General features: G+C 75.1%; 23 protein-coding genes, 1 tRNA gene and 1 pseudogene. 20 read left to right on the top strand and 5 right to left on the bottom strand.

What is annotated here, in order from left to right:
* Nucleotides 1–21: 21 nt before the first annotated feature.
* A complete protein-coding gene (locus D5H75_RS08770) occupies nucleotides 22–306 on the bottom strand; it encodes a hypothetical protein (protein ID WP_119925798.1) in 285 nt (94 codons plus the stop codon).
* A 120-nt stretch (nucleotides 307–426) separates the two neighbouring features.
* Between D5H75_RS08770 and rfaE2 the strand changes: the two genes are divergently transcribed.
* The 3 genes from rfaE2 to D5H75_RS08755 are packed head-to-tail and all read left to right on the top strand — an operon-like array spanning nucleotide 427 to nucleotide 3,866.
* Nucleotides 427–1,992 carry a D-glycero-beta-D-manno-heptose 1-phosphate adenylyltransferase gene (gene rfaE2, locus D5H75_RS08765; RefSeq protein WP_119925797.1) on the top strand — a complete coding sequence of 522 codons (1,566 nt, stop codon included), beginning with the start codon at nucleotides 427–429 and terminating at the stop codon, nucleotides 1,990–1,992.
* A gap of 7 nt (nucleotides 1,993–1,999) precedes the next feature.
* Nucleotides 2,000–2,797, top strand: a complete 798-nt coding sequence (locus tag D5H75_RS08760) for a glycosyltransferase family 2 protein (protein WP_202637937.1) — start codon at nucleotides 2,000–2,002, stop codon at nucleotides 2,795–2,797.
* Between the two features lies 1 nt (nucleotide 2,798).
* Nucleotides 2,799–3,866 (top strand): glycosyltransferase family 9 protein, encoded by a 1,068-nt coding sequence (locus D5H75_RS08755; protein ID WP_119925796.1) that lies wholly within the window; start codon nucleotides 2,799–2,801, stop codon nucleotides 3,864–3,866.
* 65 nt (nucleotides 3,867–3,931) lie between these two features.
* Here the strand turns inward: D5H75_RS08755 and D5H75_RS08750 are convergent.
* The 3 genes from D5H75_RS08750 to D5H75_RS08740 all read right to left on the bottom strand — a co-directional run bounded on the left by D5H75_RS08750 (nucleotide 3,932) and on the right by D5H75_RS08740 (nucleotide 5,985).
* Nucleotides 3,932–4,004 (bottom strand) — tRNA-Ala (locus D5H75_RS08750).
* 46 nt (nucleotides 4,005–4,050) lie between these two features.
* Nucleotides 4,051–4,740 carry an aminoacyl-tRNA hydrolase gene (locus tag D5H75_RS08745; RefSeq protein ID WP_202637936.1) on the bottom strand — a complete coding sequence of 230 codons (690 nt, stop codon included), beginning with the start codon at nucleotides 4,738–4,740 and terminating at the stop codon, nucleotides 4,051–4,053.
* Between the two features lie 27 nt (nucleotides 4,741–4,767).
* Nucleotides 4,768–5,985, bottom strand: a complete 1,218-nt coding sequence (locus tag D5H75_RS08740) for a CynX/NimT family MFS transporter (RefSeq protein ID WP_119925794.1) — start codon at nucleotides 5,983–5,985, stop codon at nucleotides 4,768–4,770.
* A gap of 122 nt (nucleotides 5,986–6,107) precedes the next feature.
* Here D5H75_RS08740 and D5H75_RS08735 point away from each other — a divergent pair, with 122 nt between their 5' ends.
* From D5H75_RS08735 to D5H75_RS08695, 10 genes and pseudogenes are all read left to right on the top strand, one after another.
* Entirely contained in the window at nucleotides 6,108–6,782 is a 675-nt protein-coding gene (locus D5H75_RS08735; protein ID WP_119925793.1) for a FadR/GntR family transcriptional regulator, read from the top strand.
* Between the two features lie 124 nt (nucleotides 6,783–6,906).
* Nucleotides 6,907–7,377, top strand: a pseudogene (locus D5H75_RS42585) (D-glycero-alpha-D-manno-heptose-1,7-bisphosphate 7-phosphatase); the annotation flags it as partial.
* A gap of 102 nt (nucleotides 7,378–7,479) precedes the next feature.
* Nucleotides 7,480–8,496 (top strand): glycosyltransferase family 9 protein, encoded by a 1,017-nt coding sequence (locus D5H75_RS08730; protein WP_206781952.1) that lies wholly within the window; start codon nucleotides 7,480–7,482, stop codon nucleotides 8,494–8,496.
* Nucleotides 8,493–9,713, top strand: coding sequence for a glycosyltransferase (locus D5H75_RS08725; RefSeq protein WP_119925791.1), 1,221 nt, complete (start codon nucleotides 8,493–8,495; stop codon nucleotides 9,711–9,713). The genes D5H75_RS08730 and D5H75_RS08725 overlap by 4 nt, the downstream gene beginning before the upstream one ends.
* 98 nt (nucleotides 9,714–9,811) lie before the next feature.
* Nucleotides 9,812–10,621, top strand: a complete 810-nt coding sequence (locus tag D5H75_RS08720) for a D-sedoheptulose-7-phosphate isomerase (protein ID WP_119925790.1) — start codon at nucleotides 9,812–9,814, stop codon at nucleotides 10,619–10,621.
* Entirely contained in the window at nucleotides 10,618–11,613 is a 996-nt protein-coding gene (locus tag D5H75_RS08715; protein WP_119925789.1) for a bifunctional heptose 7-phosphate kinase/heptose 1-phosphate adenyltransferase, read from the top strand. Before D5H75_RS08720 ends, D5H75_RS08715 begins: the two co-directional genes overlap by 4 nt.
* The gene (locus tag D5H75_RS08710; RefSeq protein ID WP_119925788.1) at nucleotides 11,589–12,275 is read left to right on the top strand and encodes an SDR family oxidoreductase; all 687 of its coding nucleotides are present in this window, start codon (nucleotides 11,589–11,591) and stop codon (nucleotides 12,273–12,275) included. The genes D5H75_RS08715 and D5H75_RS08710 overlap by 25 nt, the downstream gene beginning before the upstream one ends.
* Nucleotides 12,272–13,177, top strand: a complete 906-nt coding sequence (locus D5H75_RS08705) for a glycosyltransferase family 9 protein (RefSeq protein ID WP_242454072.1) — start codon at nucleotides 12,272–12,274, stop codon at nucleotides 13,175–13,177. Before D5H75_RS08710 ends, D5H75_RS08705 begins: the two co-directional genes overlap by 4 nt.
* 157 nt (nucleotides 13,178–13,334) lie before the next feature.
* Entirely contained in the window at nucleotides 13,335–14,729 is a 1,395-nt protein-coding gene (locus D5H75_RS08700; protein ID WP_242454071.1) for an MFS transporter, read from the top strand.
* Nucleotides 14,730–15,017: 288 nt separating this feature from the next.
* A complete protein-coding gene (locus tag D5H75_RS08695) occupies nucleotides 15,018–16,448 on the top strand; it encodes an aldehyde dehydrogenase (protein ID WP_119925786.1) in 1,431 nt (476 codons plus the stop codon).
* A 60-nt stretch (nucleotides 16,449–16,508) separates the two neighbouring features.
* Here the strand turns inward: D5H75_RS08695 and D5H75_RS08690 are convergent, their stop codons facing one another.
* Nucleotides 16,509–16,964 (bottom strand): 2,4'-dihydroxyacetophenone dioxygenase family protein, encoded by a 456-nt coding sequence (locus D5H75_RS08690; RefSeq protein ID WP_119925785.1) that lies wholly within the window; start codon nucleotides 16,962–16,964, stop codon nucleotides 16,509–16,511.
* Nucleotides 16,965–17,039: 75 nt separating this feature from the next.
* Here D5H75_RS08690 and D5H75_RS08685 point away from each other — a divergent pair, with 75 nt between their 5' ends.
* The 7 genes from D5H75_RS08685 (at nucleotide 17,040) to D5H75_RS08650 (ending at nucleotide 23,708) form a co-directional block, all read left to right on the top strand.
* Complete coding sequence (locus D5H75_RS08685; RefSeq protein WP_119925784.1) at nucleotides 17,040–18,140, top strand: carboxylate-amine ligase; 1,101 nt, start codon at nucleotides 17,040–17,042, stop codon at nucleotides 18,138–18,140.
* Nucleotides 18,141–18,278: 138 nt separating this feature from the next.
* A complete protein-coding gene (locus tag D5H75_RS08680) occupies nucleotides 18,279–19,715 on the top strand; it encodes an MFS transporter (RefSeq protein ID WP_202637935.1) in 1,437 nt (478 codons plus the stop codon).
* A gap of 97 nt (nucleotides 19,716–19,812) precedes the next feature.
* Nucleotides 19,813–20,202, top strand: coding sequence for a TOBE domain-containing protein (locus D5H75_RS08675; protein WP_119925782.1), 390 nt, complete (start codon nucleotides 19,813–19,815; stop codon nucleotides 20,200–20,202).
* A gap of 14 nt (nucleotides 20,203–20,216) precedes the next feature.
* Nucleotides 20,217–21,107 (top strand): molybdate ABC transporter substrate-binding protein, encoded by an 891-nt coding sequence (gene modA / locus D5H75_RS08670; protein ID WP_242454070.1) that lies wholly within the window; start codon nucleotides 20,217–20,219, stop codon nucleotides 21,105–21,107.
* Nucleotides 21,104–21,970, top strand: a complete 867-nt coding sequence (locus D5H75_RS08665; protein WP_119925781.1) for an ABC transporter permease — start codon at nucleotides 21,104–21,106, stop codon at nucleotides 21,968–21,970. Before modA ends, D5H75_RS08665 begins: the two co-directional genes overlap by 4 nt.
* The gene (locus D5H75_RS08660) at nucleotides 21,952–22,998 is read left to right on the top strand and encodes an ABC transporter ATP-binding protein (RefSeq protein ID WP_119925780.1); all 1,047 of its coding nucleotides are present in this window, start codon (nucleotides 21,952–21,954) and stop codon (nucleotides 22,996–22,998) included. The genes D5H75_RS08665 and D5H75_RS08660 overlap by 19 nt, the downstream gene beginning before the upstream one ends.
* 257 nt (nucleotides 22,999–23,255) lie before the next feature.
* Nucleotides 23,256–23,708 (top strand): hypothetical protein, encoded by a 453-nt coding sequence (locus D5H75_RS08650; RefSeq protein WP_119925779.1) that lies wholly within the window; start codon nucleotides 23,256–23,258, stop codon nucleotides 23,706–23,708.
* The last annotated feature ends 2 nt before the right edge of the window (nucleotides 23,709–23,710 follow it).

Genomic DNA, 23,710 nt, shown 5'->3' with positions numbered 1-23,710 from the left:
AGGCCCGCCGGCCGGCGGCGGTCACGGGTACGGGGAGGCGTCCTGGCGGAGCGCGGCGGCGCGGGCGCGGTGGAACTCGACGCGGGCCAGGTGGACGGGCGCGTCGGCGCCCGGGGCCTTGGCCAGGGTCTCGTGCAGGGCCGCCAGCTCGTCGTGGGCCGCGGCCAGCTCCGCGCGCTGCTCGGCGATGACCTCCTGCACCCGCCGCGTGTTGTCCCGGGCCCGCCGCACGTGTTTCTCCGCGAGCTCGGCGATCTCCGTGGCACGGAGGTAGTCGTCGTTCCCGGCGTGCTGATCCTGACCCACGGCGTTGCCCTTCCCGGCGCGTCGGATGGTCGCCCGCTACCCGGGAAAATCCTGATCTACCCTTCCTTTCAGCCACGTTCCCCGCTGTTTCACTTCTCCTACTCCGGGTAAGCGTGCCCCGTGGTTACGCCAGATCTCAGTACTCACAGGCACCTGGTCTCCCAGTTCGCCGGATCCCCGGTACTCGTGGTCGGCGACGTGGTGCTGGACCGCTGGCTGAGCGGCCCCGCCAAGCGCCTGGGCCGGGAGGCCCCCGTCCCCGTCGTCAGCGTGGACCACGCCGAGGAGACCCCCGGCGGCGCGGGCAACACGGCCGCGAACCTGGCCGCGCTGGGCGCCGACGTGCGCCTCGTCGCCGCGGTCGGCGACGATCCCGTCGGCCACGCGCTGCGCCGCGCGCTGCGTGCGCGCGGCGTCTCCGACGAGTACCTCGTCGAGATCCCGGGCCGCACCACGCCCGCCAAGAACCGCCTGCTCACCGGCGGCCAGGTGGTGGCCCGCTACGACCAGGAGCAGGACGGGCCGCTGCCCGGGAGCGCCGGGGCCGCGCTGGCCGGGCGCATCGAGGCCGCCGGTGACGGCTGCGCCGCCGTCGTCGTCTGCGACTACGGCCTCGGCACGGCCGACAAGGCGGTGGCGGCCGCGGTCGCCCGCGTCGACGGCGTGCCGCTGATCGTGGACGCGCACGACGTGTCCGCCTGGCGGGGACACCGCGCCACGGCCGTCGTCCCCAGCTTCGCCGAGGCGCAGCGCCTGCTCGCGGGCGGGCCCGCCGTACGCCCCGAGGACGCCACGCCGTTCCGGAACACCGACCCCTCGGCCTTCAAGAGGCCCGAGCCCCCGGCGTACGGCCGGCCGGGACACCGGGGGGCGGGCGGGACGCGGCGCGACCGGATCGCCTACGTGAGCGAGAACGCCGACGCCGTGCTGGACGCCTGCGGGGCCGACATGGCCGTGGTCACGCTGGACGCCGAGGGGTCGCTGCTGCTGCGGCGCGGCGCCGACCCGCACCGGACCTACTGCACGCCCGCGCCGGAGCTGTCGGCGGTGGGCGCGGGGGACACGTTCACGGCCGCGTTCGCGCTCGGGCTGGCGTGCGGGGGGCCGCCGGAGGCCGCCGCCGACATCGCCCAGTGCGCCGCCGCCGTGGTGGTGCTGCGCGCGGGGACGGCGGTCTGCTCGCGGCGGGACCTGCTGCGCGAGCTGCGCGCCGCCGAGGGGCCGGTCGTGCCGCCCGAGGAGCTGGCGCGCCGCGTGGACGCCCACCGCGCGGGCGGGGCGCGCGTGGTGTTCACCAACGGCTGCTTCGACGTGCTGCACGCCGGGCACGTCAGCTACCTGGAGGAGGCCCGGCGGCTGGGCGACGTCCTGGTCGTGGCCGTCAACAGCGACGCCAGCGTGGCGCGGCTGAAGGGCCCCGAGCGGCCCATCAACCCGGTCGAGGACCGGGCCGCCGTGCTCGCCGCGCTCGGGTGCGTGGACTACGTGACGGTGTTCGAGGACGACAGCCCGGTGCGGGTGCTGGAGATGGTCCGGCCCGACGTGTACGTCAAGGGCGGCGACTACACCCCGCAGATGCTGCCGGAGACGCCGGTCGTCGAACGGCTCGGCGGCGAGGTGCGCATCGTGGAGTACGTCCAGGACCGGTCCACGACCTCCATCATCGAGCGGATCCGCACCCGGTGATGGCCAAGTGATCGACGTCCTCGTCCCCACCAGGGACCGGCCGCACGCGCTCGCCATGACCCTGAGCGGCCTGGCCGCGCAGTCGCTGCCGGACTTCCGTGTCGTGATCGCCGACCAGTCGGACACGCCCGTCGCCGCCGATCCGCTGGTGGCGACCGCGATCCGGCTCGTGGAGCACTCGGGCCGCCCGGTGTCGCTGGAGCGCAACCTGCCCCGGCGGGGGCTGGCGCAGCAGCGAGCGTTCCTGCTGTCGCGGGCCGAGCGCAAGCGGGCGCTGTTCCTCGACGACGACGTGTGGCTGGAGCCGTCCGCGCTGGGCGTGCTGACCGACGCGCTCGCCACGCTGGACTGCGGCTTCGTCGGCTTCGCCGTCCAGGGCCTGTCGTACCTGGGGGACCGCCGCCCGCACGAGCAGATCTACGAGGAGTGGACCGGCGAGGTGCGGCCGGAGCGGGTGCGCCGGGGGACCCCCGCGTGGGACCGGCACCGGCTGCACAACGCCGCCAACCTCACCCACCTGGCCGAACGCGTGGGGGACGGCCGGGCGTGGCAACCGTACAAGATCGCATGGATCGGGGGATGCGTGTTCTACGACCGGGAGAAGCTCGCCGAGTGCGGGGGCTTCGACTTCTGGACCGAGGTCCCGCCCGTGCACTCCGGCGAGGACGTGGTGGCCGAGCTGCGGGTCATGGAGCGGTACGGCGCGGCGGGGCTGCTCCCGAGCCGGGCGTACCACCTGGAGCTGCCGACGACCGTGCCGGTGCGCGACGCCGAGTGCTACGACTACGTGATCGAGGGGGGCTGACATGGACGCCACGGCCGACGCCACGCTGCGGGGGATCGAGAGCATCGCGGTCCTGCGCGCCAACGCCCTCGGCGACTTCATCCTTACCCTGCCGGCGCTGGAGGCGCTGAAGCGGGCCTACCCCCGGGCGCGCGTGACGCTCTTCGGGCTGGACTGGCACACGAGGTTCCTGGCGGGCCGGCCGAGCCCGGTGGACGAGGTGATCGCGGTCCCGCCGATCCCCGGCCTGACCGGGCCGGACGACTGCGACCCGGCCGTGGGCCGCGAGTTCCTGGCGTCGATGCGGGAGCGGGAGTTCGACCTGGCGATCCAGCTCCACGGCGGCGGCCGCACCTCGAACCCGTTCGTCAACGGCCTGGGGGCCCGCCACACGGCCGGCGCCCGCACGCCCGACGCCGAGATGCTGGACCTGTGGGTGCCGTACTTCACCTACCAGCACGAGGCGATGCGCTGCCTGGAGGTCGTCTCCCTGGTGGGCGCGTCCCCCCACGACCGGGTGGAGCCGCGCCTGACGGTGACCGACGCCGACCGCGCGGAGCTGGCCGAGGTGTTCGGCGAGGTCCCCGACCGGCTGGTGGCCGTGCACCCGGGGGCGGGCGACACCCGCCGCCGCTGGCCCCCCGAGCGCTTCGCGGCGGTGGCGGACGCGGTGGCCGAGGAGGGCCACGAGGTGGTCATCACCGCGACCGAGCCCGAGCGCGAGACGGCCGAGAAGGTCGCCGCCGAGATGAGCCACCCGGCCCGCCTGGTGGTGAACGAGCTGACGATCGGCGGCCTGGCCGCCCTCTACGAGCGCTCGCGCCTGCTGATCAGCAACGACACCGGCCCCCGGCACGTGGCGCAGGCCATCGGCACCCCCACCGTGGGCGTCTACTGGTGCGGCAACGTCATCCTCGCCGGCCCCCAGAACCGGGCCAGGCACCGCCCGCTCATCTCCTGGACCATCGCCTGCCCCGAGTGCGGCACCGACTGCGTCCACGGGGAGACCGAGTGCTCCCACACCTGCTCCTTCGTCACGGACGTCCCCACCGAGGCCGTGCGGCACCACGCCCTGGACCTCCTGCGCTGAACGCGCGGAGGGCCCGGAAACGCGAGATCCCGCCCGGTCGGTGACCGGGCGGGATCCGCGAGGGGTGGAGCTATGGGGATTCGAACCCCAGACCTCCTCCATGCCATGGAGGCGCGCTACCAACTGCGCCATAGCCCCGTGCCGCAAGAAGAATCCTAGCGACTTTCCGGAGTCCTCGTGACCGTCAGGAGCGGCGGAGCGGCCCCCAGGCGGTGTCGGCGCCGCGGGGGAGCCAGGGGGCGTCCGCGACGGCGGTGCAGGAGCCGGGGGCGATCTCGGTGAAGCCGGCGTCGCGCACCACCGGCAGGCCGCTGTCCTCCAGGGCCGCCCAGTGCTCCGGGTCGGCCTCGCGCACGGCCAACGCGAAGCCGCTCTCGCGCCACGCCGTGCGCGCCTCCTCGGGGGTGGCCCACCAGGCGAGCTGGGCGGCGTGGCCGACCTGGGCCATGGCCTTGCCCGCGGTCATGCCGAGCCCGGGGTTGAACCAGATCACCGGGGGCTCGAAGGGGCCGGGCTCCTCGGTGTCGGCGAGGTCGGTGCCGGAGACCTGCAGGCGCGACAGGTCGCGCGGCCAGGCGTCGAGCGGCACCGGCGGGTGGACCCGGACCTCGGCGGTGCGGACCGTGACCGTGAGGCCGGGCAGGTCCAGGACGCGGCGCCACTCGGCCCCGCGGGCCCGCCGCACCACCTTGCGGATGCCGGTGGTCTCCCACAGCTTGACGTCGGCGGCCCACTCGCCGGACAGGGCCCGCGGGTCGTCCAGCAGGGCCAGTACGGCTCGCGCCGCCGCCTCCAGCGCGTCGGTGCGCTGGGGCGGGGCGGCGCGCTCGATGCGCACGACGAGTGGGAGCACGCGCTTGTCCGGGTCGTTCACAGCACCATTCTCCGGGATCGGGGCCGGTCAGGCGTCTTCGAGGTAGCGGCCGCGGGCCGCGTACAGCCCGAACAGCAACTGCGCGGCGACCGTGGCGTAGAGCAGGACGAACGGCGCGGTCCAGCCGCCGGTGGACTCGTACAGCACGCCGACCAGCAGCGGGCCGACGCCGGCGATGAGGTAGCCGACGCTCTGCCCGAACGCCGACAGGGCGGCGGTGGCGGGAGCCGTGCGGGTCCGCAGCGCGAACATCATCAGCGCCAGCGGGAACGAGCCCATGCCGAGCGCGACCACGACCACCCAGACCGCCATGGTCGAGGCGGGCGCGAACTGCAGGCCCGCGAAGCCGATGACGTAGAGCGCGACCAGCGCGGCGACCACGGGACGCTGGTCCCGCATGCGCGCGGTGAGCGCGGGCAGCACCAGCGAGATCGGGATGCTCAGCCCGGTGAACAGCGACAGCAGCGCCCCGGCCTCGCCCGCGGAGTAGCCGTTGTCGCGCAGGATCTGGGCGAGCCAGCCGAACATGACGTACGCCACGAGGGACTGGGTGCCGAAGTACCCGGCGACCGCCCACGCCAGCTTGCTGCGGACCAGGAAGCGCAGGCCGTACGGCGAGCGCCCGGCGGTCCCGGCCGAGGAGCCGCGGACCAGCGCGAGCCAGGGCAGGACGGCGACCGCGGCGAACGCGGCCCACACGCCGAGGGCGACGTGCCAGCTCCCGGCGGCCTTCTCGATCGGCACGGTCGCGGCGGCGGCGAGCATGGTGCCCACGGCCAGCGCGGTCGTGTAGACCGTGGTCATCAGCCCGACGCGGGTCGGGAAGTGCTTCTTGATCAGGGTCGGGATCAGCACGTTGCCGACCGCGCCGCCGGCCAGGGCCACGGCGCTGGCGAGCAGGAACACGCCCGCGTGGCCCACGACCGAGCGCACCGCCAGGCCCGCGCCGAGGGTGCCGAGGGCGGCGAACAGCAGCCGGCTGTCCCCGAACCGCCGCGCGAGCGTGGGCGTCAGCGCGCCGACCGACGCGAACATCAGCACGGGCAGCGTGGTCAGCAGGCCGGTGGAGGCGCCGGACAGGCCGAGTGAGTCACGGATCTCGCCCAGGAGCGGCCCCACGCTCGTCACCCCGGTCCGCAGGTTCAGCGCGGCCAGCACGATTCCCAGGACCAGCAGCCAGGCCATCGATCCGTTGCGGGAGGCGCGCAGCGCGACACCTGGCTTCTCGGGGGCAAGCAAAGACATCGGCACTTCCTGACAAGGTGGGGATCATCGAATCATGGGATGATTCGACCAACGACTACACTAACCGCATCCGCAGGCGGCCCTATTCCGGGTCCCGCCCCGCTCCCATCGGGAGGTTGGCCGTGGCTCTTCAGTCAGCGCAGCGGTCCGCACTGGTCGATCAGGTGATCGCGCAGCTCAGAGCCGAGATCGCCGCCGGTTCCTGGCCCGTGGGCTCGCGCATCCCCACCGAGCCCGAGCTGTCGGCCATGCTCGGCGTCGGCCGCAACACCGTCCGCGAGGGCGTCCGCGCTCTCGCCCACGCCGGCCTCCTGGAGATCCGCCAGGGCGCGGGCACCTTCGTGCGCGCCGCGAGCGAGCTGGCGGGCGCCGTACGCCGCCGGGTGGCCGACTCCGAGTGGCGCGAGGCCCTGGAGGTGCGGCGGGCCCTGGAGGTCGAGGCCGCGCGGGGGGCGGCGAGCCGCCGCACCGAGGCGGACATGGCCGGTCTGGAGGCGGCGCTGGCCCGGCGCGAGCAGGCCTGGAGCGGCGGCGACGTGGAGCGGTTCGTCGAGGCGGACGTGCGCCTGCACGAGCTGATCGTGCGGGCGGCGCACAACCGGCTGCTCGCCGACCTCTACGCCGACCTCGGGGACGCCATCCGCACCACCCTGCGCCGGAGCGTGGGGGAGGGGCTGTGCGAGGACAAGTACGTCGACCACTCCCGGCTGATCGCCGCGATCCGGGCCCGCGACGCCCAGGGCGCGGTCCGCGAGGCGTCGGAGTATCTCAGCGACATGCTGGATGGCCTCGACTGATAGAAGCTGCTTCTGCCGATTGAGTGCGATCGATCACGTTTGAGAGGCACTTCTCGGGAAAGCGCTAGAGAAGCTTCTTCTCGGTGCCTAAGCCGCAGGCACACCCCGCCGGACCCACCGGCCCATGGAGGTGTGCGTGCGCTGCCGTTTCCGTTCCGACCCTTACCCCGCCGCCGTGCTCTTCGACCGCGACGGCACGCTGATCCGGGACGTCCCCTACAACGCCGACCCCCGCCGCGTCGAGCCCATGCCCGGCGCCCGCGAGGCGCTGGACCGGCTGCGCGCCGCCGGCGTCCCCGTCGGGGTCGTCACCAACCAGTCGGGGGTCGCCAGAGGCCTGATAGGCCGGGACGAGCTGCGCGCGGTCAACGCCCGGGTCGAGGAGCTCCTCGGCCCGTTCGACGTCTGGGCGATCTGCGAGCACGGCGAGGACGACGGCTGCGACTGCCGCAAGCCCATGCCCGGCCTGATCCTGCGGGCCGCCGCCGCCCTGGGCGTGCGCCCCGCCGACTGCGTCGTCATCGGTGACATCGGCCGTGACATGGGCGCGGCGCAGGCGGCGGGGGCCCGCGGCATCCTCGTCCCCACGAAGGTGACGCTGATCGCCGAGGTGCTCGCCGCGCCCGAACGCGCCGGCGACATCGCCGCCGCGGTCGAGGCCGCGCTCGCCCCGCCCGCGCCCGGCCGCAGGCCGCGGGTGCTCGTCGCCCGCTCCGACAGCCTGGGCGACGTGCTGCTGGCCGGGCCCGCCGTGCGCGCCGTCGCCACCGTGGCCGACGTGACGCTCCTGGCCGGGCCGCGCGGTCGCGCCGCCGCCGAGCTGCTGCCCGGCGCGGACCGGGTGATCGAGTGGGCGGCCCCGTGGGTGGACGCCGACCCCGACCCGGTGGACCCGGCGCACGTGGACCGGCTCGTCGAGCGGGTCAGGTCCGAGGAACCCGACGCCGCCCTCATCCTCACCTCGTTCCACCAGTCGCCGCTGCCGATGGCGCTGCTGCTGCGCCTGGCCGGGGTCCCCTGGATCGGCGCGATCTCCGAGGACTACCCCGGATCCCTGCTGGACCTGCGCCACCGCGTGGACGGCGACCCGCCCGAGTCCGAGCGCATGCTCTCCCTGGCCATGGCCGCCGGGTTCCCCGCCGCGGGCCGCGGCCTGGCCGTGCGGCGGCCTTTGCCGGACGTGTCCGGGCTGGCCGGGCCGGGGTACGTCGTCGTCCACCCCGGCACCTCCGCGCCCGCCCGCGCCTGGCCCCGCGAGCACTTCGCGCGGGCCGTACGGCTGCTCGCGGCCGAGGGCCGGGAGGTGGTCGTCACCGGAGGCGCCGACGAACGCGAGCTGACCGCCTACGTCGCCGGCCGCGACGCCGTGGACCTGGGCGGCAAGCTCGACCTCCCCGAACTCGCGGCGGTCCTCGACGGCGCGGCGGCCGTGGTCGTGGCCAACACCGGCCCCGCCCACCTGGCCGCCGCCGTCGGGGCGCCCGTGGTGTCGCTGTTCGCCCCGACCGTGCCGGCCGAGCGCTGGGCCCCGTACGGCGTGCCACGCGTCGTGCTGGGCGACCAGACGGCTCCCTGCGCGGGCACCCGGGCCCTGACCTGCCCGGTCCCCGGACACCCGTGCCTGTCCTCGGTGTCCCCCGCCGACGTCGTCGACGCCGTCCGCCGCATCGCGCGGCCGGTGGCGTCGCCCTTCATGGAAGAGGTAACACGATGAAGATCGCGATGGTTTCCGAGCACGCCAGCCCGCTGGCGACGATCGGCGGCATCGACGCGGGCGGACAGAACGTCCACGTGGCGGCGCTGGCCCAGGCGGTGGCGAAACAGGGGCACCAGGTGGCCGTCTACACCCGGCGCGACGACCCCGACCTGCCCGAGAGCGTCACCATGGCGCCCGGCGTGGAGGTCGTGCACGTCCCCGCGGGCCCGGCCAAGGAGCTGCCGAAGGACGACCTGCTGCCCTACATCCCCGACATGGGCGCCTGGCTGGGCGAGCGCTGGGCCGAGAACCCGCCCGACCTGGTCCACGCGCACTTCTGGATGAGCGGCCTGGCCTCCATCGCCGGGGCGCGGGAGACCGGGATCCCGGTCGTGCAGACGTTCCACGCGCTCGGCGTGGTCAAGAAGCGCTACCAGAAGGACGCCGACACCAGCCCGGACGGCCGCATCGAGGCCGAGGCCGCGATCGGCAAGCGCGCCGACGCGGTGATCGCCACCTGCGGCGACGAGGTGTTCGAGCTGGCCCGCATGGGCATCCCGCGCCGCCGCGCCCACATCATCCCGTGCGGCGTGGACGTCGAGACCTTCACCCCCGACGGCCCCGCGTGGGAGCGGAACGGCCGCCCCCGGATCGTCTGCCTGGGCCGCCTGGTCCCGCGCAAGGGCCTGGACACCGTCATCGAGGCGCTGTCCCGGGTGCCGCACGCCGAGCTGCTCGTCGCCGGCGGCCCGCCCGCCGAGGAGCTGGACCTGGACCCCGAGGCGTCCCGGCTCCGGGCCGTGGCGGCCCGCGCCGGCGTCGGCGAGCGGCTGCGCATGCTCGGCCGGATCGACCGCTCCGAGGTGCCCGCGCTCATCCGCTCGGCCGACCTCGTCGTGACCATGCCCTGGTACGAGCCGTTCGGCATGGTCCCGCTGGAGGCGATGGCCTGCGGGGTGCCCGTCGTGGCCTCGGCCGTCGGCGGCCACATCGACAGCGTGATCGACGGCGTGACCGGGGTGCACGTGCCCCCGCGCGACCCGCTGACGCTCGCCAAGGTCCTGCGCGACCTGCTCGACGACCAGACCAAGCGCGGCGCGTACGGCATCGCCGGGGCGGACCGGGCCCGCGCCCGCTTCGCCTGGGACCGGGTCGCCACCGAGACCCTCGGCGTCTACACGCGCCTCGTGGGAGCCGGCTCGGCCGCGGCGGCGGCGGGCGGGACGCCCTCGTGAAGAGGCCGCGCCCGGGCGGCGAGGCTCCGCCCCGGTGACCCGGCGGAGGCGACGCGCGACCGGCAGACCGGCCGCGAGACCAGGAGGAGAGGACGGAGATGACCACGCTCACCCATCTGGACGACCTGACGGAGGCCCTGGCGGCCTTCCGGCCCAGCGCCGGGCACCTGGAGGCGTGGGCCCGCCACCTCGCCGGGGTGTTCGCGGCCGGGGGGAAACTGCTGGCGTGCGGGAACGGCGGCAGCGCGGCCGAGGCGCAGCACCTCACCGCCGAGCTCGTCGGCCGCTACCGGGACGAACGCAAACCGCTGCCCGCGATCGCGCTGCACGCCGACACCTCCAGCACCACGGCGATCTGCAACGACTACGGCCACGAGGAGGTGTTCGCCCGGCAGGTGCGGGCACACGGGCGCCCCGGCGACGTGCTCATCTGCCTGTCCACCAGCGGGGCGAGCCGCAACCTGCTGTCCGCGGCCGTCGCCGCCCGCGAGTGCGGGGTCACGGTCTGGGGCTTCACCGGGCCGGTGCCGAACCCGCTGGCCTCGCTGTGCGACGACGTGATCCCCGTGGAGGCGCGGGAGGCCTGCACCGTCCAGGAGGTGCAGCTCGCGGCCGTGCACATGCTGTGCGAGGCGCTGGACGAGATCGTGCTCGCCCAGCCGCCCGCCGCCGGCGTCGTGCCCGGCCTCACCACCCCGGCCGGGACCACCACCGCGCCCGCCACCGCGCCCGCCACCGCGGCCGCCTCCGCCGGCGCCGCCGCGGCGGCCTCCGCCGCGCCCGGGCCCGCGACGCCGGCCGCCTCGCCGCCGTCACCGCGCCGGGCCACCTCAGGCGGGCGCGGCGCCGGGGCGCCGGGGGCGGCCACGCCGCGAGGACGCGGCGCTCTCCGGGGGACCACGCCATGACCGGACCCCTCGTCGTGGTCGGTGACGCGCTGCTGGACATCGACCTGGACGGCACCAGCGACCGCGTCGCGCCCGACGCCCCCGTGCCCGTCGTCAACTGCACCGGCGAGCACGCCCGCCCCGGCGGCGCCGGACTCGCCGCGCTGCTGGCCGCGCGGGAGGGGCGCGAGGTCGTGATCGTCACCGCCCTCGGGGACGACGACGCCGGGCAGACCCTGTGGCGGCTGCTGTCCCGCCGCGTCCGTGTCGTGCGGCTCCCGCTGCGCGGCCGCACACCCAGCAAGATCCGTATCCGCGCGCGGTCCCAGACCCTGCTGCGGCTGGACGTCGGCGAGGGGGTCGCGGGCAGCGGGCCCGTCGGCTCGGCCGTGCTCGACGCCCTCCGCTCCGCCTCGGCCGTGCTGGTCAGCGACTACGGGAGGGGAGTCACCGCGCATCCGGTCCTGCGGTCGTACCTGGCCCGCGTGGCGGCGTCCGCGCCGACCGTGTGGGACCCGCACCCGCGCGGCGCCCCGCCCGTGGCCGGGGCCGCGCTGGCGACCCCGAACGAGTCCGAGGCGGCCGCGCTCTCGCCCGGCCACCTGCGCACGCCCCAGGAGCACGCCGCCCACCTGGCCCGCCAGTGGGGGGCCGAGGCCGTCGCGGTCACCCTGGGCGCGAAGGGCGCCCTGCTGTCCACCGGCTCGGGCACGCCGCTGACCGTGCCCGCCTCGCCCGCCGGGCCGGCCGCCGACACCTGCGGCGCGGGGGACAGCTTCGCCGTCGCCGCCGCCTGGGCGCTGGCCGACGGGCTGCCGACGGGCGAGGCGACCGCGCGAGCCGTACAGGCGTCGAGTGAATACGTGGCGGGCGGAGGCGTGACCACGCTGTTCGAGGGGGACACCCCGCAGCGAGGGCGCCGGCAGTCCCGGCCCCGGATCTGGGACGCCCTGACCGCGCTCGACGACCCACGGAAGGAGAAGGTCACATGGACCGTCCCGGAAGAGTGCTGATCACCGGAGGCGCCTCGGGCCTCGGCGCCGCCGTCGCGGCGGCGGTGGCCAAGGACGGCGGCACGCCGCTGATCATCGACCGGGTGCCCCCCGGGTCCGACTTCGAGCACGTGCAGGCCGACCTGTCCGACCGCGCCGCCGCCGAACGCGCCGTGCACTGCCTGGCCCGGCGCGCCGACGGGCTCGACGCGATCGTCACCGCCGCGGGCACCGACGCCTGCGGGACGCTGCGCGACGTGCCCGCCGACACCTGGGAGCACGTGCTGTCGGTGAACCTGCTCGGCACGGTCTCGGTCGTGCGGGCCGCCCTGCCGTACCTCTGCGCCAGCCACGGCAAGGTCGTCACCGTGGCGTCCACGCTGGGGGTCCGGGCGCTGAGCGACGCCACCGCGTACTGCGCCTCCAAGTTCGGCGTCGTCGGCTTCACCCGGGCGCTGGCCGCCGAGCTGGCCGGGGAGGTGGGGGTGACCCTGCTGATCCCGGGCGGCATGCAGACGGCGTTCTTCGACGGGCGCGACGAGAAGTACAAGCCGCCGGCCGACGCCGCGCTCAACGACCCGGCCAACGTGGCCGAGACGATCCTGTTCGCGCTGCGCCAGCCCCCCGGGTGCGAGGTCCGCGAACTCGTGGTCTGCCCGTCCAGGGAGACCTCCTGGCCGTGAGCCGGGTCCTCGTCCTGCGCGCGCTGGGCGTCGGCGACCTCCTGACCGCCGTCCCCGCGCTCCGCGCGATCCGCCGGGGACGTCCCGGCGACCACATCACGCTGGCCGCCCCCGCGTGGCTCGCCGACCTGGTCCCGCTCATCGGGGCCGTCGACGAGCTGCTCCCGGCGGGAGAGCTGGAGCCGATCCGCGCGCGGGGCGAGGACCTCGCGGTGAACATGCACGGCTGCGGCCCCCGCAGCCACTGCCTCCTCAAGGCCACCGGGCCGGGCCGCCTGTGGGCCTACGCGAACCCCGTCGCGGGCTTCGCCGACGGCCCGCGCTGGCGGGAGGACGAGCACGAGGTGGCCCGCTGGTGCCGCCTCGTCGAGTGGTACGGCCTGCGCCCGGACCCCCGCGACCTGTCGCTGGCGGTCCCGGACGCGCCCAGCCCGGCCCCCGGCGCGATCGTCGTGCACCCGGGCGGCAAGTCCCCGGCCCGCCGCTGGCCCGCGGGCCGCTTCGCCGAGGTGGCCCGCGCCCTGGCCGCGGACGGGCACGAGATCGTGGTGACCGGGAACGCCGCCGAGGAGTCCCTGGCGGAGGCGGTCGGCTGCCGCAGCCTCGCCGGCCGCACCTCCCTCGCCGAGCTGTGCGCCCTCATCGCGGGCGCCCGCCTGGTGATCACCGGTGACACCGGGGCCGCCCACCTCGCCACGGCGTACGGCACCCCGTCCGTCATCGTCTTCGGGCCCATCCCGCCCACCCGCTGGGGCCCGCCGCCCGGCCCGCGGCACACCGTCCTGTGGCCCGGCACCACGAGCGACCCCGACGCCGACCGCCCCGGGCCCGAGCTCCTGGCGACCACGCCCGCCATGGTCCTGGCCGCCGCCCGCGCCCACCTGCGCGTCCCCGCCCGCTGAGCCGCCCTCACGCGAGAGCGGGACCGGGAGGCGGGACCGGGGGGGGCCGCGGGTCCTAGGACTAATGCCGGAGGGCTGACGGGCGTCGAATGTCCGCGATGAGTGGGATCGTGGATGAATGAGCAACACAACGGATCTGCCTGCCGAAGAAGAGCGCGTGAAGCGGAACGTGCCTCCCTGGGTCGTCCTCGCCCTGGTGTGCATGGCGCAGTTCATGGTCGTCCTCGACGTGTCCGTGGTGAACGTCGCGCTGCCCGCCATCGCCGCCGATCTGAAGGTGGAGGCCGAGGGGCTCCAGTGGATCGTGAACGCCTACGTGCTGACCTCCGCCGGGTTCCTCCTGCTCGGCGGGCGGGCCGCGGACCTGTTCGGGCGGAAGCTGGTCTTCATCCTGGGCCTCGTGCTGTTCTCGGTGTCGAGCCTGGTCGGCGGCTTCGCCGACACCCCCGGCGTGCTGATCGCGGCGCGTGCCGTCCAGGGCCTGGGCGCGGCCGTCCTGTCCCCGGCCACCCTGACGATCCTGACCACCACGTTCGCGGACGGCCCGATGCGCGCCAGGGCCATCGCGACCTGGGGCGCGGTCGGCGCGGCCGGGGGCGCGGCCGGGTCCGTGGTGGGCGGCGTGCTCACCGACCTCGTGTCCTGGCGGTGGATCCTGCTGATCAACGTGCCGATCGGCGCGGTCGCCGTCGCGGTGGCCCTCCTGGCGCTCGCCGAGAGCCGGGACGCCACCCGCGCGCGCAGGCTGGACGTGACCGGGGCGGTGCTGGTGACGCTGGGGCTCACCGCGCTGGAGTACGGACTCGTCGGCACCCACGACCACGGGTGGGGGTCGGCGCGGGCGCTCGTGCCGATGATCGTGGGCGCGCTCGCGCTCGCGGCGTTCGTCCTGTGGCAGGCCCGCTTCGCCGCCGCGCCGCTGATGCCGCTGCGGATCTTCCGGTCCCGGTCGGTCACCGGGGCCAACCTCGTGCAGTTCCTGCTCGGGGTCGCCGGGTTCGCCGTGTGGTACTTCCTGTCGCTCTACATGCAGAACGTCCTCGGCTACACCGCGATCCAGGCCGGGCTGGCGTTCATCCCGCACACCACGATGATCATCATCGCGTCGAAGTCCACGCCCCGGCTGGTGGCCCGGTTCGGGTTCCGCCCGCTGCTCGTGGTCGGCGCGCTGATCTCCGCCTCGGGCTTCCTCTGGCAGGCCCAGATCACCCCCGGCAGCGGCCTGGTGACCGGCGTGCTGCTGCCCGGCATGCTCATCACCGGCGGCATGGGCCTGACCTTCGCCCCGATCGCGATGGCCGCGACCTCCGGGGTGAGCCACGACGAGGCCGGGCTCGTCTCCGGCGTGCTCAACTCCTCCCGCCAGGTGGGCGGCTCGCTGGGGCTGGCCGCCCTCGCGACCGTCTCCACCACCCACACCGCCTCCCTGGCCGCGGGCACGCCCGCCCCGGCCGCGCTCACGGCGGGCTACGCGCTGGCCTTCCTGGTCTGCGCGGGCGTCCTGCTGGCGGCGGCCGCCGCCGTGTTCGCCCTGCCCCGGGCCCGCGCCTGAGCCCGCCTGCCGCGCTGCCCGCGGCTGCCCGCCTGCGCACGCGCCCGCCGTCGTCCGACGCCCTCTGATCACGGCTGGCGGCCGTGCCGCCGCCTCCGCCGCCCGCGTCCCCGGACCCGTTCCGGGGCGCGGGCGTCCCCCCGCCGCGCGGCCGTACGGCCCGGGCGCGGCGGCTCCCCGCCGTACGGCGTGCGCGGGTGACGCGTCGCACATCCGGCGGGGGTGACAGGGGGGTGTTCCACTCCTATGCTACCAAGCAAGCGTTAGGTAACGTTGCGGGAGACGCCGATGGCTCAGCACGACGGGTTCTACATCGCAGGAGAGTGGGTCGCGCCGGCGGGGCCGGGGATCATCGAGGTGGTCTCGCCGCACACCGAAGAGGTGATCGCCAAGGTCCCCGAGGGCGGCGCCGCCGACATCGACAGGGCGGTGGCGGCCGCGCGGAAGGCGTTCGACGAGGGCCCCTGGCCGCGCCTGTCGCCGGAGGAGCGGGCCGACGCGCTCGCGCGCCTGACCGGGCTGTACGAGGCGCGGCAGGAGGAGATGGCCCAGACGATCACCGCGGAGATGGGCTGCGCCATCAGCTTCTCCCGGGTGATGCAGGCCGCCGTGCCGCTGGAGCTGCTGCGCAAGACCGTCGCGTACGCCCGGGAGTACCCCTGGGAGGAGGAGCGCCGGGGCGACTACGGCCCGGCGATCGTGCGCCGCGAGCCTGTCGGCGTCGTCGCGGCGATCGTCCCCTGGAACGCCCCGCAGGTCGTCACGATCTCCAAGGTGGCCCCGGCCCTGCTCGCCGGGTGCTCGGTCGTGCTCAAGCCCGCCCCCGAGGCGCCGCTCGACGCCTTCCTGCTCGCCGAGATGGCCCACGAGGCGGGCATCCCCGCCGGCGTCCTCAACGTCGTGCCCGCCGGGCGCGAGGTCGGCGAGCACCTGGTGCGCCACCCGGACGTGGACAAGGTGGCCTTCACCGGCTCCACCGCCGCCGGGCGCCGCATCGCCTCCATCTGCGGCGAGCACCTCAAGCGGTGCACCCTGGAGCTGGGCGGCAAGTCCGCGGCGATCTTCCTGGACGACGCCGACCTCGACGCGGCGATGGGCTGGATCCCGCCCGCCTCGTTCATGATCAGCGGTCAGGCGTGCACCCTGCAGAGCCGCATCCTGGTCTCCCGCCGCCGCCACGACGAGATGGTGGACCGGCTCGTGCAGCTCGCCCGCACGATGAAGGTGGGCGACCCGTCCGACCCCGAGACCTGGATCGGCCCCCTGGTCAGCAGCCGCCAGCGCGACCGCGTCGAGGGGTACGTCCGGCTCGGCGTCCAGGAGGGCGCCAAGATCGCGGCGGGCGGCGGCCGGCCGTACGACCGGGGCTGGTACGTCGAGCCGACGGTCTTCGTCAACGTGAGCAACGACATGCGCATCGCCCGCGAGGAGATCTTCGGTCCGGTCGTCGGCGTCATCCCCTTCGACGACGAGGAGGAGGCCGTGCGCATCGCCAACGACAGTGAGTACGGCCTGGCCGGGAGCGTCTGGACGGCCGACGTGGACCACGGCGTGGAGGTCGCCCGGCGGATCCGCACCGGCACGATCGGCGTGAACTACTACAACAGCGAGCTGTGCGCGCCGTTCGGCGGGTTCAAGGCCAGCGGCATCGGGCGGGAGTTCGGGCCCGAGGGGATCCACGCGTACGTGGAGTACAAGTCGATCGCCCGCCTCGGGTGACGCGCGGCGGCCGCCGTCTCCCCGCCCGCGTGCGGCGGGACCGGGAGGCGGCGGCCGCGGCTAGGTGAGGACGTCGGGCCGGGGGATCCCCTCGGCGTCGCACAGCGCGTGGTAGCCGCGCAGGGCGGTCTCCCCGTTGACCACGCCGGTGATCGCGCCGTCCTCGCCGTACTCGATGTACGCGCCTTCGAGCACGAAGATGATCTCGGTCTCCTCCGTGTTGTCCTCCGGCACCTGGAGCGTGTGGAAGGACCCGGCGGGCTCGAAGACGAAGCTGCCCGCGACGTGGACGGCCTCCTGCTCCTTGTAGCGCCAGCGGCCCGAGATCGTGTAGGCGTGCACGGCGCCGGTGTGCATGTGCCTGGGGAGCTCGAAGCCGGGCTTGAACCGGTTGCGGACGACCCAGGCCCCGGTTTCGGGTGAGACCCTGAGCACCTGGACGCCCACCTTGCCCGCGTAGACCAGGGGCAGTTCGCCGGTGTTCACATGGCTGACGACCTGTGCGGGGAGTGTCATGCTCCCATAAATACAAGCGCTTGCTTGGTAATGCAACCTCTGGCGCGCCGCGCTTTGTGCCGTAGCGTTCCTTACATGGGTAGTCAGATGCCCTCTCTTGGCGTGGAGGAAGAATTCCACCTCGTGGACCCCCGCACGCGCCTGCTGGCGCCGGAGGCGGAGGCCCTGCTCGGCAGGCTCGGCGACGGCAGGTTCGTCGGCGAGATGCAGCGCTCGACGGTGGAGACCAACAGCAGCCCGTGGCAGGGCCTGGACGAACTCGGCCACGAGCTCCGTGAGCTCCGGCGCGAGCTGTGCGCGGCGGCGGCCGAGGCGGATCTCGCCCCGGTCGCGGTCGGCACGGTCCCGCTGGCGAACGCCGGTTCGCTGGCGCTCACCCCCGACGAGCGCTTCGCGCGCATGCACGAGGACTACCAGCAGGTCGTGCGCGAGCAGCTCATCTGCGGCATGCAGGTCCACGTCAGCGTCCCCGACCGGGACCTGGCCGTCGCCGTCGTGCCGCGCGTCGCCCCCTGGCTCCCGGTGCTGCTCGCGATCAGCGCCAGCTCGCCGTACTGGCTGGGGGCCGACAGCGGGTACGCGAGCTGGCGCACCCTCGTCTGGCAGCGGTGGCCGACGGCGGGGCCGAGCGGTCCCTTCGAGTCGGCCGCCCACTACGACCGGCTGGTGGACGACCTGGTGGCCTCGGGCGTGATCAGCGACCGGGGGATGATCTACTTCGACGTGCGCCCGTCCGCGCACGTGCCCACGCTGGAGCTGCGCGTCTGCGACGCCTGCCCCCAGGTCGAGGACGTGCTGCTCGTGGCCGGCCTGTTCCGGGGCCTGGTCACCGCCGCGGGCTGGGAGGCCGAGGCGGGCGGTCCGCGGCCCGAGCCGGTGCGCGGGGAACTGCTGCGGGCGGCCACCTGGCGGGCGGCCCGGTCGGGCATGGAGGGCGAGCTCTTCCATCCCCGGGACGGCACCCGCGCCAAGGCCCCCGACATGCTCCGCAAGCTGATCGCCGAGATACGGCCCGCGCTGGAGGCCAACGGCGACTGGGAGCGCGTCAACGCCCTGGCGGCGGAGGCCCTGGGCCGGGGCAGCGCCGCGGCCCGCCAGCGCATGGCCTACACCCGCCGCGGCGCGCTGTCCGACGTCGTGGACCTGATGATCGAGGAGACCGCCTCCTGCGGGTAAAGGAACGGTCGGGGCATCGGACGCCCGGGAATGGTCACTTCGGGCGAGGGTACGTCGCGGACAGTCCAACGTCGTGCGCAGCGGCACTTCAACGTCGTGCGCGGCGGCGCGGCGGGCCGTGACGGAGAGGTGATCCGGGTGACGTATGCCGAGACCGGCGTCGTGAAGACGAACGTGCCCGCGCGGCTCGACCGGCTCCCCTGGTCGCGCTGGCACTGGATGATCGTCATCGGGCTCGGGACCGTCTGGATCCTGGACGGCATCGAGGTCACCATCATCGGCAACCTCGCGCCCCAGATCGCCAAGCCGGGCAGCGGCCTGGACATCACCCAGGCGCAGATCGCCGGGTTCGGCGGCGCGATCTACATCCTCGGGGCGTGCACGGGAGCGCTGTTCTTCGGCTGGCTGACCGACCGGTTCGGCCGGCGGAAACTCTTCATGATCACGCTGGGCGTCTACCTGCTGGCGACCGCGCTGACCGCCTTCTCGTTCGCGCCGTGGTGGTTCTTCCTCTTCCGGTTCTTCACCGGCTTCGGCATCGGCGGGGAGTACGCCGCGATCAACTCCGCGATCGACGAGCTGATCCCCGCCCGGCACCGGGGCCGTATCGACGTCATCATCAACGGCAGCTACTGGCTGGGCGCGGCCGGCGGCGCGCTGCTCACCGTCCCGCTGCTGAACGACTTCTCGGTTTACCTGGGCTGGCGCCTGGCGTTCGGGCTGGGCGTGGTGCTCGGCCTGGGCATCCTGCTGGTCCGGCGGCACGTCCCGGAGAGCCCGCGCTGGATGTTCATCCACGGGCGCGGGCAGCAGGCCGAGGACCTGGTCAAGGGCATCGAGGACGAGGTCGAGCGCGAGACCGGGCGGCGCCTCGACCAGCCGCGGCAGACGATCACGATCCACCAGCGCAAGACCATCGGCTTCGGGCGCATCGCCCACACGATGTTCGCGAAGTACCCCAAGCGCACGGTCCTGGGGTTCTCCCTGTTCGTGGGGCAGGCGTTCCTGTACAACGCCATCACCTTCGGCTTCGCGCAGATCCTGAGCACCTTCTACAAGATCGACACGGACACCGGGTACTACTTCGCGGTGATCGCGATCGGCAACTTCCTCGGGCCGCTGACCCTGGGGCACCTGTTCGACACGGTCGGGCGCAAGCCGATGATCTCCGGGACGTACATCGGGTCCGGCCTGCTGCTCTTCGGCACGGCGTGGCTGTTCAGCCAGCACGTGCTCTCGGCGGTCACGCTGACGGCGTGCTGGGCGGTGGTGCTGTTCTTCGCCTCGGCGGGCGCGAGCTCGGCCTACCTCACGGTCAGCGAGATCTTCCCGATGGAGACGCGGGCGATGGCGATCGCGTTCTTCTACGCCATCGGCACCGCGGCGGGCGGCATCGCCGGTCCGCTGATCTTCGCCAACCTCGTGGAGAGCGCCAAGGTCTCCGACACCGTCCTGGCCTTCTGCATCGGGGCGACCCTCATGGTCCTGGCCGGGATCGTGGAGTTGTTCCTCGGGGTGAAGGCCGAGCAGAAGAGCCTGGAGAGCATCGCCGAACCGCTCACGGCCCACAAATGACCCCCGCTCCTGCGAGGGCTTCGGGCGATCACACCTCGCATCCGCCGGTCATCCGGCGTCTTGTGGCTCGCGGATCGGAGGGCTAGGCTCGTCCTCCGTGACGACGTTCCGGATCAGTGAGGCCGCCGCGCTGCTCGGCGTGAGCGCCGACACCGTGCGCCGCTGGGTGGACGGCGGGCGGCTCGCCGCCTCCCGCGACGCGCACGGCCACCGCCTCGTCTCGGGGCCCGACCTGGCCGCCTTCGCCCGGTCCCAGGCCGCGCGGGAGGAGGGCGCGGTCCCGTCCTCGGCCAGGAACCGCTTCCGCGGCATCGTCACGGACGTGCGCCGCGACGCGGTCATGGCCCGCGTGGAGATCGCCGCCGGGCCGTTCCGCGTGGTGTCCCTCATGAGCCGCGAGTCCGCCGACGAGCTCGGCCTCGAACCCGGCGTGGTCGCCACCGCGGTGATCAAGTCCACCAACGTCGTCGTCGAGCTCGCCGACTAGCCGAGGAGCGCCCGGTGAACCCTCCCCGATCGTCCGTACGGCGCCGCGCCCGCGCCCTCCTGGACCGGGTGCGGCCGCCCGCCCGCCGCGCCGCCGGGCGGGACGCGGCCGCTCACGCCGTACGGCCCGGCGGCCCCGCGCGGCGGCCGGGCCGTACGGCCGCCCTCGGTCTCCTGCTGGCGGCGCTGGTGGCGACGGCGGCGTGCGGCGGGGCGAAGGGCGACGGGACGCCCGCGGGCGCGGGGAAGACGCAGGGGCCGCGGACGCTCACGGTGTTCGCGGCGGCGTCGCTCACGGAGACGTTCACCGAGCTGGGCCGGGAGTTCGAGACCCGGAACCCGGGGGTGAAGGTGCGCTTCAACTTCGCCGGCAGCTCGACCCTCGTCCGGCAGATCGAGCAGGGGGCCGCCGCCGACGTGCTCGCCACCGCCGACCGCGCCACGATGGCCGGGACCGGCGCCGGGGGCCGGGTGTTCGCGCGCAACCGGCTGGAGATCGCGGTGCCGCCGGGGAACCCCGGCCGGGTGCGGGCGCTGAAGGACCTGGCCGGGCGGGACGTCAAGGTCGCCCTGTGCGCGCGCAAGGTGCCCTGCGGGGCCGCCGCGGCCAAGGCCCTGGACGCGGCGGGCGTCGAGGTCACGCCGGTGACGCTCGAACAGGACGTCAAGGGCGCGCTGACCAAGGTCCGCCTGGGCGAGGTCGACGCCGCGCTCGTCTACCGCACCGACGTCCGCGCCGCCAAGGGCGCGGTCACCGGGATCGCCTTCCCCGAGGCGGCCGCCGCGATCAACGAGTACCCCGTCCGCGCTCTCCGCGGCACCCCCGACGCGGCCGCCTTCGTGGACCTGGTCACCTCGGCCAAGGGCCGCGAGATCCTGGCCGCCGCGGGCTTCGACGCCCCATGACCTCCCCGTCCGCGCCCCGCGACGCCGTACGGCGGGACCCGGGCCGGCCCGGGCGGACGGGGCCGGGCCGGGGGGCGGTCGTGCGCGGGCGCGTGCCGTGGGCGCTCGCGGTCCCGGCGGTGATCGGGCTGGCGTTCCTCGTGCTGCCGCTCGCCGGGCTGCTGGTGCGCGCGCCGTGGGCGACGCTGGGGGAGCGGCTGGCCCGCCCCGCGGTGCTGGAGGCGCTGCGGCTCTCGCTCGTGAGCGCGACCGCCGCGACCGTGATCTGCCTGGTGTTCGGGGTGCCGCTGGCCTGGCTGCTGGCGCGCGTGGACTTCCGGGGCAAGCGCGTCGCCCGCGCGCTGGTCACCGTGCCGCTGGTGCTGCCGCCGGTCGTGGGCGGGGTGGCGCTGCTGCTGGTGTTCGGGCGGCGCGGGCTGCTCGGGCAGTGGCTGGAGAGCGGGCCGGGCGTCACGCTGCCGTTCACCACGGCCGGGGTCGTGCTGGCGGAGGCGTTCGTGGCGATGCCGTTCCTGGTGATCAGCGTGGAGGGGGCGCTGCGCGGGGCGGACACGCGGTTCGAGGACGCCGCCGCCACGCTGGGGGCCTCGCGCTGGACGGTGTTCCGGCGGATCACGCTGCCGCTGGTCGCGCCGGGGATCGCCGCCGGGGCGGTGCTGTGCTGGGCGCGCGCGCTCGGCGAGTTCGGCGCCACGATCACCTTCGCCGGGAACTTCCCCGGGACGACGCAGACCATGCCGCTGGCGGTGTACGAGGCGCTGGAGACCGACCCGGAGGCGGCGATCGTGCTCAGCCTGGTCCTGCTCGCCGTGTCCGTGGTGGTGCTCGCGGGACTGCGCGACCGATGGGTGGGCACGTCGTGAGCCTGGACGCGCGGATCACCGCCGAGCTGCCGGGGTTCCGGCTCGACCTGGCGCTGTCGGCCGCCCCCGGCGAGGTCGTGGCGCTGCTCGGGCCCAACGGCGCGGGGAAGACCACCACGCTGCGCACCCTGGCCGGGCTCGGGCCGCTCGCCGCCGGGCACATCCGGATCGACGGCGCCCCCGTGCACCACCTCCCGGCTGAGAAGCGGCGGATCGGCGTGGTGTTCCAGGACTACCTGCTGTTCCCGCACCTGACGGCGCTGGAGAACGTCGCCTTCGGGCCCCGCTGCCAGGGCGTCCCCAAGGCGCGGGCGCGGGCGCTGGCGATGGAGTGGCTGGAGCGCGTCGGGCTCGCCGGCCACGCGGGGGCCCGGCCCCGGGCCCTGTCCGGCGGGCAGGCGCAGCGGGTGGCGCTGGCCCGGGCGCTCGCGGTCGAGCCCCGGCTGCTGCTGCTGGACGAGCCGCTGGCCGCGCTCGACGCGCACACGCGGCTGGAGGTCCGGTCCGGGCTGCGGCACCGGCTGTCCGCGTTCGACGGCGCGACCGTGCTGGTCACCCACGACCCGCTGGACGCCATGACGCTGGCCGACCGGCTCGTCGTCATCGAGCGCGGGCGCGTGGCGCAGGAGGGCCCGCCCGCCGAGGTGGCGCGGCATCCGCGGACCGACTACGTGGCGAGGCTGGTCGGGCTGAACCTGTACCGGGGCGAGGCGGACGGGCACGAGGTGCGCCTGAACGGCGTCCGCCTGCACGTGGGCGCGGCCCACCGCGGCCCGGTCTTCGTGGCGTTCTCCCCGGCCGCGGTCGCGCTCTACCGCTCCCGCCCCGACGGCACCCCCCGCAACCTGTGGCGGGCCCGGATCGCCGGGGTCGAACGGCACGGCGACAACGTCCGCGTCCGGCTCGACGACCCCTTCCCCGTCTCCGCCGACATCACCCAGGCCGCCCTCGCCGACCTGGCCCTCGCCCCCGGGCAGCACGTCTGGGCCGCCGTCAAGGCCACCGAGACCACCGCCTACCCCGCCTGACCCGCCTACCCCGCCTACCCCGCCTGGCCCGCCTGGCCCGGCGTCCGCGCCGCGCCCGTCCCGGGGGCGTCTCGCGGCGCATGCCGTACGGCGTGGCGGGGCCCGTCGCGCGGTGTGGCGGGGCGCTCGCCGTGCGGGGTCGGCGGCAGCCGTACGGGGGGCCGGAGGCGCTTTCCTCGGGCGGACCCCCGGGCGGGGGAGGGGCGTCACCCGCTGTCGGGAGTGCGGCGCGCGGGCCGCTGGTTATCGTCGCGGCCATGGCTGATTCGGGAGGGTTCCGGCGGTGGCCGGCGTACGCGGTGGCGGCGCTGTTCCTGGCGTACGCCGCGGGGAAGGCCGTCTACGCCGCGCGCGGGCTGCTCGGCTTCCCCGGCGGCCCGCCCGTGTCCGCCGGGGAGGAGGCCGCCTACTTCCTGGACGCCTCCGTCGCGCAGTGGCTCGCGAGCGCGTCCGGGGTGCTGGGGGCGGGCGTCGCCGTCGCCACGGTCACGCCGCGCGGGCGCAGGGCGCCGCGGCGGCCGATGCTGGCCGCGCTGGGCGTGGTCCTGCTGGCGGTGCTCGGCGGCGGGGGCGTCATGGCCGTGGACGCGTTCGCCGGCCTCGGCGTGGGCTGGCGGTGGTACCACGGCCTGCTCGGGCTGGCCGCGATCGGGCTGACCCTGGAGATGTCCCGCTCCTACGCGAGGGCGACGAGGCGCGCGACCGGCTGATC

Source organism: Bailinhaonella thermotolerans (genome assembly GCF_003594875.1).
GTDB lineage: Bacteria > Actinomycetota > Actinomycetes > Streptosporangiales > Streptosporangiaceae > Bailinhaonella > Bailinhaonella thermotolerans.
This window is presented reverse-complemented; position numbering and strand designations above follow the sequence as displayed.

Excerpts from the sequence above, each read along its gene's own strand:
- D5H75_RS08755 (WP_119925796.1), top strand. The coding sequence starts at position 2,799 with ATGGACGCCACGGCCGACGCCACGCTGCGGGGGATCGAGAGCATCGCG.
- D5H75_RS08740 (WP_119925794.1), bottom strand. The coding sequence starts at position 5,985 with ATGTCTTTGCTTGCCCCCGAGAAGCCAGGTGTCGCGCTGCGCGCCTCC.
- D5H75_RS08725 (WP_119925791.1), top strand. The coding sequence starts at position 8,493 with ATGAAGATCGCGATGGTTTCCGAGCACGCCAGCCCGCTGGCGACGATC.
- D5H75_RS08720 (WP_119925790.1), top strand. The coding sequence starts at position 9,812 with ATGACCACGCTCACCCATCTGGACGACCTGACGGAGGCCCTGGCGGCC.
- D5H75_RS08715 (WP_119925789.1), top strand. The coding sequence starts at position 10,618 with ATGACCGGACCCCTCGTCGTGGTCGGTGACGCGCTGCTGGACATCGAC.
- D5H75_RS08710 (WP_119925788.1), top strand. The coding sequence starts at position 11,589 with ATGGACCGTCCCGGAAGAGTGCTGATCACCGGAGGCGCCTCGGGCCTC.
- D5H75_RS08695 (WP_119925786.1), top strand. The coding sequence starts at position 15,018 with ATGGCTCAGCACGACGGGTTCTACATCGCAGGAGAGTGGGTCGCGCCG.
- D5H75_RS08690 (WP_119925785.1), bottom strand. The coding sequence starts at position 16,964 with ATGACACTCCCCGCACAGGTCGTCAGCCATGTGAACACCGGCGAACTG.
- D5H75_RS08685 (WP_119925784.1), top strand. The coding sequence starts at position 17,040 with ATGGGTAGTCAGATGCCCTCTCTTGGCGTGGAGGAAGAATTCCACCTC.
- D5H75_RS08665 (WP_119925781.1), top strand. The coding sequence starts at position 21,104 with ATGACCTCCCCGTCCGCGCCCCGCGACGCCGTACGGCGGGACCCGGGC.
- D5H75_RS08660 (WP_119925780.1), top strand. The coding sequence starts at position 21,952 with ATGGGTGGGCACGTCGTGAGCCTGGACGCGCGGATCACCGCCGAGCTG.
- D5H75_RS08650 (WP_119925779.1), top strand. The coding sequence starts at position 23,256 with ATGGCTGATTCGGGAGGGTTCCGGCGGTGGCCGGCGTACGCGGTGGCG.